General features: G+C 31.7%; 16 protein-coding genes. 13 read left to right on the top strand and 3 right to left on the bottom strand.

Translation table 11 applies throughout. The features are described from left to right. Nucleotides 1-37: 37 nt before the first annotated feature. The 6 genes from KA926_RS07155 (at nucleotide 38) to KA926_RS07130 (ending at nucleotide 6,056) form a co-directional block, all read left to right on the top strand. Nucleotides 38-538 (top strand): TspO/MBR family protein, encoded by a 501-nt coding sequence (locus KA926_RS07155; protein WP_210144038.1) that lies wholly within the window; start codon nucleotides 38-40, stop codon nucleotides 536-538. A gap of 4 nt (nucleotides 539-542) precedes the next feature. Further along, nucleotides 543-1,016, top strand: coding sequence for a glycosyl-4,4'-diaponeurosporenoate acyltransferase CrtO family protein (locus KA926_RS07150; RefSeq protein ID WP_107386280.1), 474 nt, complete (start codon nucleotides 543-545; stop codon nucleotides 1,014-1,016). Next, nucleotides 1,017-2,507 carry a phytoene desaturase family protein gene (locus KA926_RS07145; protein WP_107386279.1) on the top strand — a complete coding sequence of 497 codons (1,491 nt, stop codon included), beginning with the start codon at nucleotides 1,017-1,019 and terminating at the stop codon, nucleotides 2,505-2,507. A 66-nt stretch (nucleotides 2,508-2,573) separates the two neighbouring features. Next, nucleotides 2,574-3,617 (top strand): glycosyltransferase family 2 protein, encoded by a 1,044-nt coding sequence (locus KA926_RS07140; RefSeq protein ID WP_245335839.1) that lies wholly within the window; start codon nucleotides 2,574-2,576, stop codon nucleotides 3,615-3,617. Nucleotides 3,618-3,672: 55 nt separating this feature from the next. Continuing rightward, complete coding sequence (locus KA926_RS07135) at nucleotides 3,673-4,554, top strand: phytoene/squalene synthase family protein (RefSeq protein WP_210144035.1); 882 nt, start codon at nucleotides 3,673-3,675, stop codon at nucleotides 4,552-4,554. Next, nucleotides 4,551-6,056: a phytoene desaturase family protein gene (locus KA926_RS07130; protein WP_210144033.1), complete on the top strand. Its 1,506-nt coding sequence runs from the start codon at nucleotides 4,551-4,553 to the stop codon at nucleotides 6,054-6,056. Before KA926_RS07135 ends, KA926_RS07130 begins: the two co-directional genes overlap by 4 nt. Before the next feature lie 50 nt (nucleotides 6,057-6,106). Here the strand turns inward: KA926_RS07130 and KA926_RS07125 are convergent, their stop codons facing one another. After that, on the bottom strand, nucleotides 6,107-6,532 hold the full coding sequence (locus KA926_RS07125) for a pyridoxamine 5'-phosphate oxidase family protein (RefSeq protein ID WP_107382400.1): 426 nt from the start codon (nucleotides 6,530-6,532) through the stop codon (nucleotides 6,107-6,109). A 183-nt stretch (nucleotides 6,533-6,715) separates the two neighbouring features. Between KA926_RS07125 and KA926_RS07120 the strand changes: the two genes are divergently transcribed. After that, nucleotides 6,716-8,089 (top strand): cryptochrome/photolyase family protein, encoded by a 1,374-nt coding sequence (locus KA926_RS07120; protein WP_107524122.1) that lies wholly within the window; start codon nucleotides 6,716-6,718, stop codon nucleotides 8,087-8,089. A 30-nt stretch (nucleotides 8,090-8,119) separates the two neighbouring features. Then, on the top strand, nucleotides 8,120-8,551 hold the full coding sequence (locus KA926_RS07115) for an antibiotic biosynthesis monooxygenase family protein (RefSeq protein ID WP_016911012.1): 432 nt from the start codon (nucleotides 8,120-8,122) through the stop codon (nucleotides 8,549-8,551). Nucleotides 8,552-9,285: 734 nt separating this feature from the next. On the opposite strand, the gene KA926_RS07110 is transcribed toward KA926_RS07115, so the two are convergent. Next, nucleotides 9,286-9,723, bottom strand: a complete 438-nt coding sequence (locus KA926_RS07110) for a hypothetical protein (protein WP_210144031.1) — start codon at nucleotides 9,721-9,723, stop codon at nucleotides 9,286-9,288. A 308-nt stretch (nucleotides 9,724-10,031) separates the two neighbouring features. Here KA926_RS07110 and KA926_RS07105 point away from each other — a divergent pair, with 308 nt between their 5' ends. The 4 genes from KA926_RS07105 (at nucleotide 10,032) to KA926_RS07090 (ending at nucleotide 16,116) form a co-directional block, all read left to right on the top strand. Further along, nucleotides 10,032-11,495 (top strand): poly-gamma-glutamate hydrolase family protein, encoded by a 1,464-nt coding sequence (locus KA926_RS07105; RefSeq protein ID WP_245335838.1) that lies wholly within the window; start codon nucleotides 10,032-10,034, stop codon nucleotides 11,493-11,495. Nucleotides 11,496-11,907: 412 nt separating this feature from the next. Beyond that, a complete protein-coding gene (locus KA926_RS07100) occupies nucleotides 11,908-12,975 on the top strand; it encodes an acyltransferase family protein (protein WP_210144028.1) in 1,068 nt (355 codons plus the stop codon). A 15-nt stretch (nucleotides 12,976-12,990) separates the two neighbouring features. After that, nucleotides 12,991-14,865: a glycosyltransferase family 2 protein gene (locus KA926_RS07095; protein ID WP_210144026.1), complete on the top strand. Its 1,875-nt coding sequence runs from the start codon at nucleotides 12,991-12,993 to the stop codon at nucleotides 14,863-14,865. 369 nt (nucleotides 14,866-15,234) lie between these two features. Then, nucleotides 15,235-16,116 carry a mechanosensitive ion channel family protein gene (locus KA926_RS07090; RefSeq protein ID WP_210144024.1) on the top strand — a complete coding sequence of 294 codons (882 nt, stop codon included), beginning with the start codon at nucleotides 15,235-15,237 and terminating at the stop codon, nucleotides 16,114-16,116. 101 nt (nucleotides 16,117-16,217) lie between these two features. On the opposite strand, the gene KA926_RS07085 is transcribed toward KA926_RS07090, so the two are convergent. Further along, nucleotides 16,218-16,952 (bottom strand): NAD-dependent protein deacylase, encoded by a 735-nt coding sequence (locus KA926_RS07085; RefSeq protein ID WP_210144022.1) that lies wholly within the window; start codon nucleotides 16,950-16,952, stop codon nucleotides 16,218-16,220. A 303-nt stretch (nucleotides 16,953-17,255) separates the two neighbouring features. Between KA926_RS07085 and KA926_RS14115 the strand changes: the two genes are divergently transcribed. Next, nucleotides 17,256-18,119, top strand: coding sequence for a MurR/RpiR family transcriptional regulator (locus KA926_RS14115; protein WP_348634178.1), 864 nt, complete (start codon nucleotides 17,256-17,258; stop codon nucleotides 18,117-18,119). The last annotated feature ends 12 nt before the right edge of the window (nucleotides 18,120-18,131 follow it).

Genomic DNA, 18,131 nt, shown 5'->3' with positions numbered 1-18,131 from the left:
AGGCTAGTTACTTTTACAAAAAAAGAGGGGATTAACTATGAAAGCAAACGAGATAATTAAAACAATTATAAAAGTTATAACACCAATTACAGGCGGTAAATTTATAGGGGAATTTGCAGTGAAAAACGCGAGAAAAGATTATAAAAATAATGTTAAACCACCTTTTTCACCACCCGGCTATGTCTTTCCAATTGTGTGGCCAATACTTTATACAACGATGGGCGTAGCTTATGCATTAGTGACTAATAAATCTACTAGTAAGGATTTGAAAGGTGCTTATTACACGCAATTAAGCCTGAATTATCTATGGTCGATATTATACTTCAAATATAAATTACGCTTTAGTGCGTTGATAGAGAGTGTTGTATTACTGGGCGCAGTAGTTACAACAACTGTAAAATTTTTCAATGTAAAAAAAGTTGCTGGCATTTTACTAGTTCCATATATGCTTTGGAGCGCTTTTGCTACTTATTTAACAGCTGGTAATTGGTATTTAAATAAAGATAACCCAAACTATACAGCGAAATCTGAGCATTAAATTGATGAAAAAGATTATATATATTGCGATATATTGGTTTATAGTTCAAATGATTATTGCTCAACTTGGTACTCGTATTAGTTATAAGTTCTTAGAAAAAGATAATAAGTATTTTCGAAGTTGGAATTTTGAACAAAAGGGTCAATTATGGCAACAATTAGTTAAAGTGCAATATTGGAAAGATCAGTTGCCAGACGGTCAAAATCTTAACCCCAATATCAGTAGTAAAGCGACTTTCGATTTATCTAAAAATATGAATGATATACAGCGATTTATATTAGAAACTAGACGTGCAGAGGTGGTTCATCTGCTATCCATATTTCCTGTTATTGCATTTTTTAAAGCGTCAAAAAGCGTTAAAATTATTAATTTCGTATATGTCATTATAGCTAATGTGCCTTGTATGATTGTTCAGCGCTATAATCGCCCTAAGTTAATACGTATTTATAATAAATTACAAAAAAGAAAAGGTGATTAAATGGGAAATAAGAAAGTGGTTGTCATAGGAGGTGGCTTGGGAGGGATTGCTAGCGCAATTTGTATGGCTCAAGCAGGCTATCAAGTGGATTTATATGAACAAAATAAGCATATCGGTGGAAAGGTAAATAGGTTAGACATAGATGACTATGGATTTGATCTCGGTCCATCAATTTTAACCATGCCTAAAGTATTTCAACGCTTATTTCAACGATGTGATGAAAGGCTAGAAGATTATGTTAGCATTCGTAAGTTAAGTTTACAGATTAGAAACGTTTATCCAGATGGCCAAATTTTAGATTTATATGAATCCATGGAAGATATGCTAACAAATAATGAATCGTTAACAAATAAAGATATAGAGCAACTTTCTTCGTTTTTTAGTTACGCACAAAAGATACATCAAGTTGCTGAAAAAAGCTACTTTGGTAAGGGATTAGATACGATGTTTGCAATTATTCGTTATCATGGTCCGTTTTCAGCTTTAAAGCAATTCGATTATTTTCATACAATGCAACAAGCCATTAATAAAAGGGTGGATAACCCATATTTAAGAGAAATGCTAGGTTATTTCATAAAATATGTAGGCTCCTCATCTTATGATGCTCCGGCTGTATTGAGTTTATTACCTCAAATGCAACATGAGGAAGGTTTGTGGTACGTAGATGGTGGCATTCATAAGTTAGCGGAAGCGATGGAACAATTAGCGAGAAAATTAGGTGTGGGCATACATTTTAACACCCCCGTAAAACGTATCAATTATAATAGTCAAAATAAGGTGACAGGGATAACAATAGAAAGTAATGAGGAAATATATGCAGATTACATTATATCTAATATGGAAGTAATCCCTGTTTATAAATATTTATTGAATTTTGATGCAAAGCAAATAAACAAATTGGAACGTAAATTTGAGCCAGCTAGTTCAGGTTATGTCATGCATCTTGGTGTGGACAAAAGTTATCCAGAGCTTCAACATCATAACTTTTTCTTTTCAAGTAATTCTAAAGTTAATTATGATCAAGTTTTTCACCAGTATGTTTTGCCTGAAGATCCGACTATTTATGTAGTGAATACAAATAAAACAGATAAGACACAGGCGCCAGAAGGACACGAGAATATAAAAATATTGCCACACATACCATACATTCAGAATAAGTCATTTAGTGAAGCAGAATATCTGCAATTCCGAGAACGTATATTGAATAAATTAGAGTCTATGGGCTTAAAAGATTTGAGAAGGCACATTGTATATGAAGATATATGGACGCCACATGACATTGAAAATACATACAATTCTAATAAAGGAGCTATATATGGCGTAGTTTCTAATAAGAAGAAAAATAAAGGTTTCAAGTTTCCTAAAAAAAGTCAGTACTTCAAAAATTTGTACTTTGTAGGTGGTTCTGTAAATCCTGGCGCTGGTATGCCTATGGTCACTTTGAGTGGTATGCAAGTAGCAGAAGCTATTATTAATGGAGAAAGTAGTTGAGGCTGAATGATACTTTATATAATAGCAATAGTATTGACGATACTATCACTAATAAGTGGAATGTGTATGTATGCGCGTCGAGCGATTATAAATAACTCCGGAAAAGAAAGAGGTCAGACAGCCGTCAGTGTTATTGTACCTGCTAGAAATGAAGCGGAGAACTTACCTAAATTACTTAACAGTATAAGTAAAGAGCAAGAAATAGAAGTAATCGTTATGGATGATGGTTCAACTGATGAGACACAAGTTGTTGCTAGATATTATGGTGCGAGCGTATATACTGTTGAAAATGATACTACATGGCAAGGTAAGTCACATGCTTGTTGGCAAGGTAGCAAATATGCAACGCATGATTTATTGATGTTTGTTGATGCTGATGTTCAGTTTGCTTGTGATGATAGTATTCAAAATATAGCCATTCAATATGATTTACAAGGTGGTAAAGGTTTGTTATCAATACAACCTTATCACAAGATAAAAAAGCTATATGAAAATATATCGGCGATTTTTAATTTAATGACAATCGTAGGTATGAATCAATTTTCAATCACGAAATCAGCAAATAATGAGCAAGGCGCGTTTGGACCAGTCCTTGTGACAAATAAGCAAGATTATAAATTGACACAAGGACATTTGAAAGCTAAAAATCAAATCATTGAAGGCTTTGCAATAAGTAAAGCATATAATCAGCAAGGTTTGCCAGTTAGTTTGCATGAAGGCCAAGACGTAGTGAATTTTAGAATGTATTCTCAAGGATATAAAGCGCTATTAGGGGGTTGGAGTAAACACTTTGCACTTGGCTCTCAAGTAACTAAAAAGTCTACGCTTACGTTTGTATTTTTATGGCTATTTGGTTCACTTACAACAGTTTTAGCGATAATTTTTTCAATTAATTTAGGCTCGTTATATATATTATTAGCTATTACTCTATATTTTATATATGCGATACAATTTCATATATCTATTCGAAGAACAGGAAATTTTAATATCGTTGCGAGTTTATGTCATCCACTGCTCTTCATATGCTTTGTTGTGATATTTTTTAAATCATGGTTAGATATCAATGTATTCAAACGTATATATTGGAAAGGCCGTAGAATAGATTTATAGCTTAGTTTTTTATACAAATGTCAAGAAGTTCTAGGCATACTGAGGAGGCCAATAAATGAATCAATTAGAGAGAGATTATAACCATTGTCACAATATAATGAAAGAACATTCAAAAACGTTCTCATATGCCTTTGATTTTTTGGATTTAAAAAGGAAAAAAGCAATTTGGGCTATTTATGCAGTTTGCAGAATTATAGATGACAGTATTGATAAATACAAAGACCTTGAGCAATTAAACGGCATAGCTAGAGATTTAGATGTGATTTATAGCGATTGTGATTATATACAAGCGTATCAAAGTGATGCAGCTATTATGAATGCTTTAAATAATACATTGAATACATATTCAATACCTAAAAAACCTTTTGAATCTTTAATTCAATATGTGAAGGAAGATTTAGTTTTAAAAGAAATGAAAACTGATTCAGATTTATATGAGTATTGCTATGGTGTGGCAGGTACTGTCGGTGAATTGTTAACTCCTATATTAACTTCATCAAATGAAAATAATTTCGAGCAAGCTGAAGAAGCTGCGATTGCTTTAGGCAAGTCAATGCAAATAACTAATATTTTAAGAGATGTCGGCGAAGATTTTCAAAATGGAAGAATTTATCTAAGTGTAGAAAAATTAGCTCAATATCGAGTTAATCTACATTCTATATATTATGAAGGAGTTACGCCAAATTATATAGAACTGTGGGAAAGTTACGCTACAGAGGCAGTTAGGTTATATGATATTGCATTAAACGGTATTAATTATTTTGACGAAGAGGTACGTTACATTATCGAATTAGCTGCGATAGCTTATCATGAAATACTTGTGGAAGTAAGGAAGGCAAACTATACGTTGCATAAGAAAGTATATGTAAGCAAATTGAAAAAAATGAAAATTTATCGTGAACTTAGTGCGAAATATAATAGGAGTGAAACATTATGAAGATTGCAATTATAGGCGGCGGTGTTTCAGGTTTAGCTGCAGCTTCAAGATTAGCAGCAAACGGTCACCAAGTAGATTTATATGAAAAGAACCAACAAATAGGTGGCAGGATGAATCAGATCAAGCAAGATGGATTTACATTTGATATGGGACCAACCATCGTAATGATGCCTGAGATTTATCGAGACGTTTTTAATTACGCTCAAAAAAATATGAATGATTACTTGGAAATTAAACAATTATCACATATATATGATGTTTATTTTAGTGAAACAGATCAAATTCGCGTTCCTACAGATCTTGCTCAATTAAGAGATATGCTTGAAAGTATTGAACCTAACTCTACACATGGTTTTATGTCCTTTTTAACAGATATATACGAAAGATACGAAATAGCACGAAAATATTTTCTAGAACGTACGTTTAGGAAACCTACAGATTTTTATAATCCTTTTACTATATATCAAGGTATGAAACTCAAAACATTTGATAAAGCAGATAATTTAATTGAAAAATATGTTGATAATGAAAAAATCCAAAAGATTTTAGCGTTTCAAACATTATATATAGGTATCGACCCTAAACGAAGCCCGTCATTGTATTCAATTATACCCATGATAGAGTTAATGTTTGGTGTTCACTTTATAAAAGGTGGTATGTATAGCTTTGTCAGAGCGCTTCAAACGCTAAATGAAGAATTAGGTATTCAAATTTATACCAACGCAAACGTTGAAGAAATTATCATTGATGGTAGGTATAAGTGTGCGGAGGGACTAAAAGTAAACGGACATATAGAAAAGTATGACAAAATAATTTGTACTGCTGATTTCCCATATGCTACTTCATCTTTAATTAAAAATGAACATCATCCTAAGAAGTATACGACACAGAAAATTGATAATATGGACTATTCTTGCTCAGCCTTTTTAATGTACATAGGGGTTGATAAAGATTTATCTGAAGATATCTTGTTACATAATGTTATATTTTCAAAGGATTTTGATAATAATATCAATGAAATATTTTCCGGGGAAATATCCCAAGATCCATCAATATATGTATACGCTCCTAGTGTGGAAGATCAGTCTTTAGCGCCAGAAGGTCAAACAGGTATTTATGTGCTGATGCCCGTTTCAGAATTGAAAACAGGTGATACGGATTGGTCTGATGAGTCAACAATCACACAAGTGAAAGATATTATTTACAATAAGCTTTCAACGATTAAAGCGTTAAAAGATTTGAAAAAGCAAGTTGTGACAGAAATTATTTATACGCCTAAGGATTTTGAAGGAGATTATAATGCTAAATTTGGAGCAGCCTTTGGTTTAATGCCTACTTTAGCGCAAAGTAACTATTACAGACCGCCTAATGTGAGCAGAGATTACAAAAATTTGTATTTTGCTGGAGCTAGTGTTCATCCAGGTGCAGGAGTGCCAATTGTACTGACGAGTGCCAAAATTACAGTTGATGCTATGTTAGAAGATATTAATAATGGTATATAAAAAACGCTTAAAATTACTTTTTGATAAAGTGATTTTAAGCGCCTTTTTAACTAATCGAACGTAATGGTTTGTGGTGTGTCTAATTTTTTATCGTTCATAATTTTTATGGATTTTGGTATTACTTTAATTACACACAAGTTTGGATCATCCTTAGAGTCAAAAAAGGACTTATCTTGTTTGTTCCAAATCCAATCAATAGTCTCTTGATCTTTCAGTATTTCAGCATTAGCATCAATTTCTAGAAAACTACGATTATTCGTTTCATCGTAACCTATAAGTACATGAGCTTTGGGATTATCTTTAAATTCAGCAATTTTTTTAGACTCAATGCTTGTCTTAGTATAAAGTGTGTGTCCATCATTATAAAATACCATGTATCTACTATTAGGTGTATTGTTATGTGCAGTAGATAGGACACCTATTTTTGATGTATTTAATATATTTTCAATTTCATTTTGTAATTGTTCGTTATTCATAATTTAATCACCTCTGATAATAATATACCCTGAAGTTGCCTATAATATGTAAGGTATTAAAATTTATTTTATTTTTTAGTGAATTATACAAAAGTTAAAAGGGGTATATGATTGAAAACACAATCTTAAGTTAAAGGACAATTATAAAGTGAATTTGTATGAAACAAGCTGGGAGGCAATAAAATGCATTTAGGAGTCATACTTAACAGAGTTTTTAGAACGAAAGATAATCCACTTTTTCAATATATAGTGAAGCATCAAAATGAGATAAATAAATTGTATTTTATCTTACCTTTAGAAGATTTAACTGACGCATCAGAAGTAAAACGTGACTATTACCATAAAGTTGTAAAAGGATTTGTAAATGCTTTAGATAAGCATGATATACAACCTTATATTGTCACATATGAAAAGCTAGGTGAATTAGCAGAAACATTGGCGTTATCTCACGTATTAGTAGCAAAAGATATTATGAGTTATCACAAAGAAATATATGACTATCCTCATGTAAAAAAGGCTTTTGAAAATCACCAAGTTACAGTAATTGGACAGCGCGTGAATCATTATTTTGAGCCAACAAAGACTTTTAATAAACAGCAACAGCCTTATAAAGTATTTACTAGTTTTTATAAAGCAAATCGTCAGGACTTAGTACACACCCCTAAAAAAAGTTATCAATTTAAGCAGTTGTCTCAAATTGCGGAAAAGGGTTCAAATCAAAGTGACTTAAAATTTGAAAATAATAAAGATATAGAAAAGTTAGCGCGTAAAGCTTGGGATGATTTTTTAAATGGTGACATAGATCATTATGATAAATTGACTGACGATGTGTCGCAGGATTTTGTAAGTGGATTAGGTAAATATTTAGCATATGGACTACTCGATATTCGTGAAATTATAAATGATTTACTTGAAGATTATGAGAGCGATGAAAAAAATTATGAAGCTTTTATAAGAGAGGTTCTATTCCGTGAATTTTATTATGTGTTAATGACACAGTATCCAGAAACGGCAACTAAATCTTTTTCTGAAAAATATCGAAACATGCAATGGTCGTATAATAAAACACATTTTGAAGTATGGAAAAAAGGTCAAACTGGTTACCCAATCGTTGATGCTGCAATGAAGAAGCTGAATCGTACAGGATATATGCATAATCGCTTACGAATGGTCGTATCACAATTTTTAACGAAAAATTTATTTATTGATTGGACTTGGGGGGAGGAGTACTTTAGACAGTATTTGATAGATTATGATAATGCATCTAATGTACATGGATGGCAGTGGTCAGCATCAACTGGAACAGATGCAGTGCCTTATTTCAGAATGTTTAATCCTATACGTCAAAGTGAGCGTTTTGATGCGCAAGGGTATTTTATTAAAACACAGCTAGAAATATTTAATGATGTGAGCAGTAAATACATTCATGATCCAACTAAATATAAAGACAAGTTACAAGAAATTTATCATATTGAAATTGGAAAAGATTATCCACAGACTATCGTGAATCATAAAAATAGTAGAGATTATGTTATGGATAAATTTAAGCAATTTTGACATATCATCCAATAAAAAGGAGTGATTCATTTGTTGAAAAATGAAATACATCGTATTTATTTAGACAAAAATAATAATGAGGTAACTATTAATAGATTTAATGTGACATATCACTATACTATATTAGAACAAATTAATGATTTGCCACAATATGGTTATGCAGTTTTAAACCATTTATATGCTAATCCTGGTTTAGAGGCAGACTTCGAGCGTGTGTTCTTAAATAGAGATAAACATCTAGAGAATACTGAAGGGTTTGAAAATCTATTATTTCTAAAGCCACATAGTACACATGAACATCATGTTATCATTACGTTTTGGCAAGATGAAGCAGCTTACAAACATTGGCAAGAGTCTCAGGAATATAAAGCATCCCATAAAAATAGAGGAACCAAGCAAGGTGCTGATAAATCTATTGTAAACAGAAACCTATCATTTAATATTAGTTTAGAATTTAAATAACATAATTTTTGAATTAAATGATATTTCTGCAAACATATAGGCGAGTTATTTAAATACTAACTTGCCTATTTTTTAAGCAATATAAAAATTTTAGCAAAATCACTGATAAGGGGAAGCATATCATAAATAAAAAAAGGTTGCTCATAATATAATATGAAGTGAATTGATGGAAAATAATATATGGACGGCCTTGATAACTGGAGTAGTTTTATATGGTTCTAAGGAATAGATTAGATTATACATGGGTATCAGAATTGCGAATACAAAGTTAAATTTAGAAACACTTTATTCAATCTATACAGAATGTTTTATTTTGCTAAGAAAAGGATAGCAGCGTACAGAACTCTTTTACACAAGAAGGTATGTTATATTTATGAAAATAATAAGTTGAAGGAGAGTTACAGGATGAATAAAAGTAAAGTTTATGCCATTATAGTGTTGACTATATGCTTAATAATTATGGCAGTCTGCTTACCGTTTTTAATTAAAAATGGTAGTTATTCGGCTATTTTTTCTGCTTTCATTCCTATAGCAATAGTAATAATTTATCTTATCTTTAATAAGCGAAATAATAATGATAATTAGGTATTGTAATAACATCACTTATACTTTAAAAATGACGGAGGGATTGGTTAGAAGTGACAATATTTACAATAGGTCATTATAATTATAATCTAGAAACATTTCTTGAAATGCTAGAAAAAGCCAAGATAACAAAAATTATAGATGTTCGTTCATTTCCAAATAGTAAAAAGTGAAGGAGATTGTACTTTCATAATTTTTGATGATGGTTGCGTATTTTTACCTGAAATTACTTTGGGAGTTTCTTGTGAAACATCGTTTTTAACAGGTTTTTTTATATTTATATCTTTATTATTGTATTGCAATTTAGTGCTTTGTTTAGGAAACTGAACTTCATTTTGTTGTGTTTTTAAATTTTTGTTACTAACGCTTTTAGTGTTTTTTACTCCATTAATTGTATTGGCCTTTTTTGTCTCATTTGTTGCTATTGGAGATTTTTTAGTTGCTTTATGGTTAACTGTATAATCTATATCAGTAATTTTTTCAGCGGCTTCCACTTTATCAACATGAAATATTATCCCCAAGCAAACTATCAGAGCTGTAGTAATGATAGTAGCAATATATTTTATTGCCCAAGATGGTTTATGCACTTAATCTGTCCCCCTGTTTTCATTGTGTAAAAAGTAAACGCGTGATTATTTCTTCAATATTATATACTTTTTCTTTTGTGTATGGCAATACCTTTTTGCTAATGAGAACAATATATTAAAATAGTCGTTGGCTTAGTAAAATTTTTTGATATATACTTGTAATAAGTAACTATTCACTTTATTGTTGTATGATTTTACTAAATTTATAAGTTCTTAAACTTCAATTAAACATTAATTTAATTATTGTATTTGAAAAAACATTGTGTATTATTGAAACTATAGAAAACATTAAGGGGAAAAGAATGAAAATGAAAACGAATATACGTACTTTTTCTAGTAAGAAGTTAGTGTTAGGGCTTGTAACGACTGCTATTGGGATTAGCACGATTGCTTTAGTGAGTGAAAATGCACATGCAAGCACTGCAACAGTAAAATCACAAACGGTAACGAAAACAACAAAACCTGCGCCTGTGACAACTAAACCATCTACAACGGTGAAAACAGTAAAACCTGTAATGGTAAAAACATCGACAACTATAGCTACTACAAATGTAACGACTAAAAAACCACAATCAATAGTAAAACCCATAGCACAAAAAGCACCTGTAACGAAGAAGTCAGTATCTGTAAAAAAACCAGTCAGCAAAGCTGTTTCCACAACGACGATTAAAGCGCCTGTTGCTTCCAAACCAGCGACGCCAACAATGAAGAAACCAATCACAGTGACAAAGGCCCCGAAACCAAAAACAATGAGGAAACCGAGCACAGTGACAAAGGTATCGACACCAACAACGGTAAAAAAATCCAACACAACAACAAAAGCACCGTCAAAGACACAAACAACTTCAGTAAAGACACCGAGTAAATCAACAATGACACAGACACCGCCGAAGACATCAAGTACATTGACGTCGCCGTCAGAAAAACTAAACACATCATCAAAAGTGCCTACAACAACTGCACCAGTGCAATCGAGTACAATAACCAAAACACCAGTCAGAACAAATGAAGAACTCCAAAACATAGCAACGCCGAAACTCGAAAATACGAACACGCAAGGTATGACATTGCAGTCTCAAGAAGCAGTAAAACCAACTACAGAAGCAGGGACAAATACACAAAATACAACGCGTAAACAGGATTACTATAAATCTATGACAGAATTATATAATGATACAAAAGAAGGTATAGACTGGAAGAAAGATACGCGAGATGTTGGGAAATCAGTGTTGATCGTGGCACCACATGGTGGAAATATTGAACAAGGGACTTCAGAATTAACAAAATTAGTGGCGAACAATGGTGATTTTGATTATTTTTCATTTGAAGCGATACGTCCATCGAATAATACACAATTACATGTCACATCTACAAATTATGATGATGCAACTTTGCATGACATGATCCAAGACCGAACAGCTACAATTTCAATTCATGGTGCTCAAGGGGAAGAACAGCTCGTATACTTAGGTGGTTATCAATCACCCCTTAGAGATGCCATTCAAAGTCAACTTGAACGTAAAGGATTTGTAGTGAAAATACCGCCAGAATACCTTAGTGGACTGAGTAATGCTAATTTTATAAATAAAGTAGAGGAAAGCACAGGTGTTCAATTAGAGTTAACGACTGCTTTAAGAAAAGCATTTTTCAAAGATGGAGATGCTAGCACAGCGTCACGTAAAAAAATAGAAAATTGGACTACCACAATGTATGACTTTGCTGAAGCGCTCAATGGTGCAATCAAGCAAGTCTATCCAGAAAATCAAGGATAATATATTGAATTTATTGATAAAGTAGTGCGTTTTCTAATTTTTAATATCAATAAATAAGTCATTCATTAGTAAGATAAGTACTCTGATGCGTATGTGTATACGCATTAGGGTTTTTAATATGGTAAAATATAGAGTGCTCTAAAATGATTCATTGACAGGGAGTCTAAGGGGAGTCTAAAATTTTAAATGTTTTGCAGAAAAGCAACAATTGTTTTCACGCATATATTATAAAGTTTATAGAGGTAAGGCATGTAACACCAATGTTTAGATTCTGAATATATATTTTAAAAATAATGAAATGTTTGAATGCAAAAAAACATTGTAATATAATTCACGTTATTTCATGTTAAATAACGCATTTAAGTTTGCGAAAATTTACATATACATAGAAAATCTAAAGAGGAGCGCAATTATGAAAGTATATACATCAATTATTTTTTGGATGAGAGCAATTGCTTGTCTAAGTATTGTGATGATTCATACAATTACTACAACATTTTATAAATTTGACATGCCTAATGAGGGCTATTTATTAAGAGTTTTTCAATTACTATTATTATACGCAACACCAATGTTTGTTTTTATTTCTGAGTTTTTATTAGCCAAACATTATAAGGCACAGGTTAAAGAAGGTTTTGTGAAACAGAAGTTGCTGACATTAGGAATTCCATATATCATCATTAATTTAGGTTTAGCGTATGTCTACGGGCAGCCTAGTAATTTAACGGAATACCTAGATTCTGTTCAATTTATGATGTTTCATGGTGGCACGCTGACGTATTTCATTATTATTATCTTTCAATTTTATGCTTTACATATGCTATTCGCGAAACACTTAGTAAAACTTAACCCATTAAAAATAATCGCATATTCGTTAATCGTTACGACTTTATTTTGGGCTATGAGAACGTTTGTCGATGCACCTGAAGTTTGGTATTTAAATTGGTTATGGCAACGAGAAGGCTGGATGATTTTCATAGGTTGGCTTAGTTATTTCTTGCTAGGTTTTTATATGGGTTATTATTACGAAGCATTGATGTCTAATATACAAAAATATACGAAATACATTGTGTTAGGAATTATCATTGTGATAGTTATAACGTTGATTAATTATTTATCGGGCTGGCTAACACTAGTGGATTCTAAGCGTATTGACACACCAATTTATGTAACTATGATAATCTTAATCTTCTTTTTAATATCATCTTACGTTAAATATGTGCCGAAATTTTTCATCTTAATTAGCAATTATTCTTTTTCAATATACTTAATTCACTACTTTATTGTACATAGGTTAGGGACATTACATGATCATCCTATATTCAATATACTATTCACATTTACGCTAACAATTACGTTCTCAATATGTATTGCTTATGTGTTTAACCAGTTCAAACTAGGTAAATATATAGTGGGTGGCATCGGGAATGTTAAGTATGACAAGTTTTATCAAAGTTATAAAAATAACCTAGTAGATTAAAAAGGGGAGAATTGAATGAATAAATTAGTCTCGGTTGTTATATCGGTCTATAATAAGGAACCATTCTTAAAAAAATGCATTGAATCGTTAATCAATTTAAATATGGAACACTCAAAATTAGAAGCAATTTTTGTCGATGATTGTTCTACAGATCAGTCGGTAGCAATAATTGAAAGTTATGCTAGTCAGTATGATTTTATAAAATTTATTCAGCTACCAACGAATACAGGTAGTCCTTCAGAACCAAGAAATATAGGTATTAAAGAGGCGAAGGGCAAATATATCGCCTTATTGGATGCAGATGACTGGTTAGATACAGAAGGATTTCCTAGATTTATGGAGAAAGTAAATGCAGATGATGCAGAGTTAGGTTTAGGACAAACTTTCAAGCATACGAATAAAAGTATTACGTATCATGCTAGATTCACTGCATATAAAGAGGCGTCAAAGTTGATGCCACAAGATATTGAAAAGATTTTTCGAGCAGTGGGGCCGCCGGGCAAAGTATTCAAACGCGATATTGTAATTAATAATCAGATTCAATTTGAACATATGAAATTTGGGGAGGACAAATTATTTTTCATTGATCTTATTTCTAAGATTCAAAATATTACAATGTCTACGATACCTGCTTATCATGTGAATAGATACGATGAGAATCAATCACTTGTGAAAGAGACTTCAGTGGTAGATAAAGCTTATTTGAATGTGAATATAACCAAGCGCATCTGTAATATGGATATATCCGAATCTCTGAAAAAGATGATGTTATCTAGAATGGTGGAAGTAGACTTTTTTAGAAGGTTGTTGCATACAAAAACGTTTTTAAAATCTGATGATAAGCAAACGTTCTATGCTATTTTTGATGAAGTAGAACATATACTAAATGAATATGGTTATCATATGAAGGAATTTATTAACAATAAAAAGTTTATAGCTATGTATACTTTATATCATCAGGAAGATAAAGAACCCTTTTTAAACCTTACAGAAGCACTTGTTTATGGTTATTGGCATTATTATATTAAAAAAGATGCGATTTACATGGAAATTGATGGTAATTATGATGTTTTAGAACCCACACCAGTGCGTTGTTATCCAGTGTATGAAGGGACGCAAATGCTAAATGGTGAATTATATGAAGTGATTAAAGTATTGAAACCGGAAAATATACAAATCAATGGTGTAAAATTAGTTGAAATTAATAACTCAGCGAACGCGTATCATGTTGATTATGTGTATAAAGATAAAAATATTTATATTCATCAGCAACAGTTTAAGCAGGCGAAAGAGATAGATGTTAACCTCGGTGTCGAATTTGGTGAAATGAATGATATCGCTTTGGTTTACGCTTCTTACCCAAGTAATAATGAAATTTATAAAATGAAACGACAAAGCTTTAAGTTAGAGTTCGTCAATAAATTGAGGGAAAAATACAAAGGGAAATATTTCTTAACGGCTTCAGAACCATTGATGACGCTTAAAAAAACAAATGTATATCGTGACATTGAATTTAAAGAACAGATTGTGAGCTTAAATCCAGGTACAAAAGTGGCGCCGACAGACGTTCAGTTCACATCGAATGGTACACCTAGATTAATTCTTGAAGACGGTAGTGTGATAACTGCTAATAAAGATTTTGTAACACAGATTAACATGGATGACCATCACAAATATATTACAGAGGTTCCTAATGAAGTTAAAATTAAAAAAGTTTGTAAATTGTATAACTCTAGAACATTTAAAAATGAACCACTGGAAACACTTAAAGTTGGAGATACGATTAACATAGCTAATATTGCCTATACTAATAAATCAACACCACGATTAGTCACACAAGAAGGAAACTACTTAACAGCAAACAAAGATTTTATTGAAGTAATAAAATAATATTTAAATCGTGAATATATTTAAAAGGCTACTAAGTAACCGAAAGTATTGGTTTATAGTAGCCTTTTTATTTTAATTTGAAGCATGTGAAAAGCGACGTTCTTTATATACCCGTTTAACAATTTTTAAGGCAATTAACACTTTTGGAAAACCTACATATGGTAATAAATGCATAATAGTTTCTGAAATTTTTTTGGCGTTAAACAAAATGTTTAAGTTAAAGTGAGTTGTTCAAAACCTTTAAGGGTTTAGATAACATTTAAAGTATGATAACTTTTGTAATGGGAAAAGCAATTTCTTAATAAATCACTACTATTTGATGTATTGTAACGCAATCGTATAGCGAGCTAAGAATGGAGGAAATACAATATGAATCAATTGAAGCAATTTTTTATGAAGTTGATTGAACCACTAACACAGATTGAATTTTATCAATCACTTTTAGTCAATATATTAATTATTGTGGCATATATTTTGATAGGTATTATTGTGATTACCATTGCGAAGAAATTAGTGACGAAATTTTTCAAAGCAAATGCAAAGAAAAAAACACATTATAAAATTAAGCGCAGTGAGACGTTATCTACACTTGTTCAAAATTTAATTAGTTATGTTGTATGGTTTATCGTACTCACATCTATACTTTCACGTTTTGGGATAAGCGTTTCTGCAATTTTAGCCGGCGCTGGTGTGGTCGGTCTAGCGGTCGGCTTCGGTGCACAAACAATTGTTAAAGATATCATAACAGGTTTCTTTATTATATTTGAAGGACAATTTGACGTGAGTGATTATGTGCAAATTAATGCGTCTGGTGTGACGATTGCAGAGGGTACAGTTAAAACAATTGGTTTAAGATCAACACGTATACAATCAGATACAGGTGAAATATATACTTTGCCCAATGGAACAATAAGTGAAATTGTAAACTATTCTGCAACAGATGTATCACCACTTGTGATGATACCCGTTTCACCATCTGAAGATTATGAAATGATTGAGAAAAAATTATTAGACTTTTTACCAACACTCAAAGATAAATATGACATGTTTGTTGCAGAACCTGATTTATTAGGGTTAGACAGTATCGACGGTAATCAAATGATTATTAAACTATTAGTACATGTAAAGCCAGGTATGCATTTTCCAGGTCAGAGATTATTGCGTAAAGAAGTCTTACATTACTTTAATGAAGAGGGTATTTCTACACCAAAACCAACACTGGCTAAATTTGAAGAACCAGTAGTTGAATAATATTGAAATTATAAAAAAAGAAAGCGTATCTACATGCATAATACATGTAGATACGCTTTTTATTTTTAAAACGATATGCGCATACTCATTTATTTGGAAATTTACGATATTGCACGCAGTTCATTAATAACTGAAACCATGTCATCGTGTATTACTAAATTTGCATCACGATCATAAGGTGTAGGATCCCTGTTAATAATAACTAAGTTTTGACCCTCAAAGTTTGAGATAAGACCGGCGGCAGGCTGAACGACCAGTGAAGAACCTAAAACAACGAGAGTATCAGCAGATTTGATTTTATGTAGGGCATCAAATATCGTGTCTTGATTTAACATTTCTCCATAAAGTACGATATCTGGTCTGATTGGACTGCCACAAGTTTCACAATGACGTAAATTGTGATGAATAACGTATTGTTTAGAATATTTTTGGTCACAGTTAATACAATAAAATCGGTTGAGTGTACCATGTAGTTCATCGGTGTGTGAACTCCCAGCATCTGAATGTAGACCGTCAATGTTTTGGGTGATGACACCAAGTGATTGTTGATGCTGTTCAAGTTGACCAATCCACTGATGAACGATATTTGGTTTTTTATCAGCAAAGAGTAAATAGTCATGACAAAAATTAATAAAACCTTCAGGATCATTTTGAAAATACGTTTCACTTAATAAATACTCAGGTGAGTAACCCTTTTTTGAAATTTCTTCATATAAACCACCAATAGAACGAAAGTCAGGAATACCACTTGCAACAGATATACCTGCCCCTGTGAAAAATGTAATGCTATTAGAAGTATCAATGATGTTTTTTAATAATTCAATGTTACGTTTCATGAAATCACTCCGTTAAAATATTTAACACTTAATGAAATGTTGAAATTTCCAATATTATATTCAAATCAATTTTAAAATGAAGTATTGATTTTAGCAAATTCAGGATAGTGAGTATATCTAACTTGCAAGAATCCTTAGAACTTTCGATATATTGAAAGAAGAAAGGTGATAATAAATGATTAAATATTCAGCTCACAGTAAGCAATATTTCAATAAGTGTTATTTTACAAGCAAAATATAATTTGACACACGAAATAATATTTTGTAAATTGTAGCTAAGATGAAACAATATTTTGAAAAGAGGTGATAGCTATTCGCAATATTTTAATATTATTGGAATCATCATTAGCGACTTTGAATCCATCGGAGTATAGGGTGGCACAGTATATTATCGATTATCCGCATGAAACGATCAATAGTTCAATACAACATTTAGCACGCCTAACAAATGTCAGCGAAGCGACGATTGTTAGGTTATCTAAAAAAATAAAATGTAAGGGCTTTCAGGATTTGAAGATGGAAATTGCCATGGCGTTAAATAACAACAATGAAATTGAATATGATTATGAAGAACTCAATATTAATGATTCCAATGAAAGCGTGATTAGCAGTATTTCTCAAAGTAATGCTAAATCTATAAGAAATACAGCTCAAATTTTATCACCAGTAGCGTTAGAACAAGCGGCTTTAATGATACACCAGGCTAGGAAAATTTGTGTGTTTGGTATTGGTGCTTCGTCAATTATTGCAGAAGATTTAAAGCAAAAGCTCACACGCATCGATAAGTGGTGTGAGGTTGGTAAAAGCTATGATGAACAAGCGACATTGAGTGCCAATGTAACAAAGGATGATGTTGTTATTGCTATTTCTAACACTGGCCAAACAGAAGATATTTTACAGTCATTAGCGTTAGCGCATAAAGAGGGTGCTCAAATTATTTCCATAACTAAATATAGTAATAATGGTGTAGCAGACTTAGCAAATATTAACTTATTTTATAGCTCTTCAGAAAAGCCAGTGAGAAGTGCAGCTATGAGTTCACGTATAGCCATGCTCAATGTCATAGATATTTTATTTGTATCATTAGCCAGTAGGGATTATGAAAGACATACGAAATTATTAGAACGTACACGGCAAGCAGTTAAAGTTAAAAAAAGAAAATACTGAAAGGGTGTTGTT

Origin of the sequence: Staphylococcus sp. GDY8P94P (genome assembly GCF_017892255.1) — a bacterium.
Taxonomy (GTDB): Bacteria; Bacillota; Bacilli; order Staphylococcales; family Staphylococcaceae; genus Staphylococcus; species Staphylococcus cohnii.
The sequence above is the reverse complement of the archived record's forward strand: the minus strand, read 5'-3'. Positions and strand labels throughout refer to the sequence as shown.

What these genes read in the sequence shown, in the direction of transcription:
- KA926_RS07140 (WP_245335839.1), top strand. Translation starts at nt 2,574, where the DNA reads ATGTATGCGCGTCGAGCGATTATAAATAACTCCGGAAAAGAAAGAGGT.
- KA926_RS07105 (WP_245335838.1), top strand. Translation starts at nt 10,032, where the DNA reads ATGAAAACGAATATACGTACTTTTTCTAGTAAGAAGTTAGTGTTAGGG.
- KA926_RS07125 (WP_107382400.1), bottom strand. Translation starts at nt 6,532, where the DNA reads ATGAATAACGAACAATTACAAAATGAAATTGAAAATATATTAAATACA.
- KA926_RS07145 (WP_107386279.1), top strand. Translation starts at nt 1,017, where the DNA reads ATGGGAAATAAGAAAGTGGTTGTCATAGGAGGTGGCTTGGGAGGGATT.
- KA926_RS07100 (WP_210144028.1), top strand. Translation starts at nt 11,908, where the DNA reads ATGAAAGTATATACATCAATTATTTTTTGGATGAGAGCAATTGCTTGT.
- KA926_RS07120 (WP_107524122.1), top strand. Translation starts at nt 6,716, where the DNA reads ATGCATTTAGGAGTCATACTTAACAGAGTTTTTAGAACGAAAGATAAT.
- KA926_RS07085 (WP_210144022.1), bottom strand. Translation starts at nt 16,952, where the DNA reads ATGAAACGTAACATTGAATTATTAAAAAACATCATTGATACTTCTAAT.
- KA926_RS07155 (WP_210144038.1), top strand. Translation starts at nt 38, where the DNA reads ATGAAAGCAAACGAGATAATTAAAACAATTATAAAAGTTATAACACCA.
- KA926_RS07135 (WP_210144035.1), top strand. Translation starts at nt 3,673, where the DNA reads ATGAATCAATTAGAGAGAGATTATAACCATTGTCACAATATAATGAAA.
- KA926_RS07130 (WP_210144033.1), top strand. Translation starts at nt 4,551, where the DNA reads ATGAAGATTGCAATTATAGGCGGCGGTGTTTCAGGTTTAGCTGCAGCT.
- KA926_RS07095 (WP_210144026.1), top strand. Translation starts at nt 12,991, where the DNA reads ATGAATAAATTAGTCTCGGTTGTTATATCGGTCTATAATAAGGAACCA.
- KA926_RS07090 (WP_210144024.1), top strand. Translation starts at nt 15,235, where the DNA reads ATGAATCAATTGAAGCAATTTTTTATGAAGTTGATTGAACCACTAACA.
- KA926_RS07150 (WP_107386280.1), top strand. Translation starts at nt 543, where the DNA reads ATGAAAAAGATTATATATATTGCGATATATTGGTTTATAGTTCAAATG.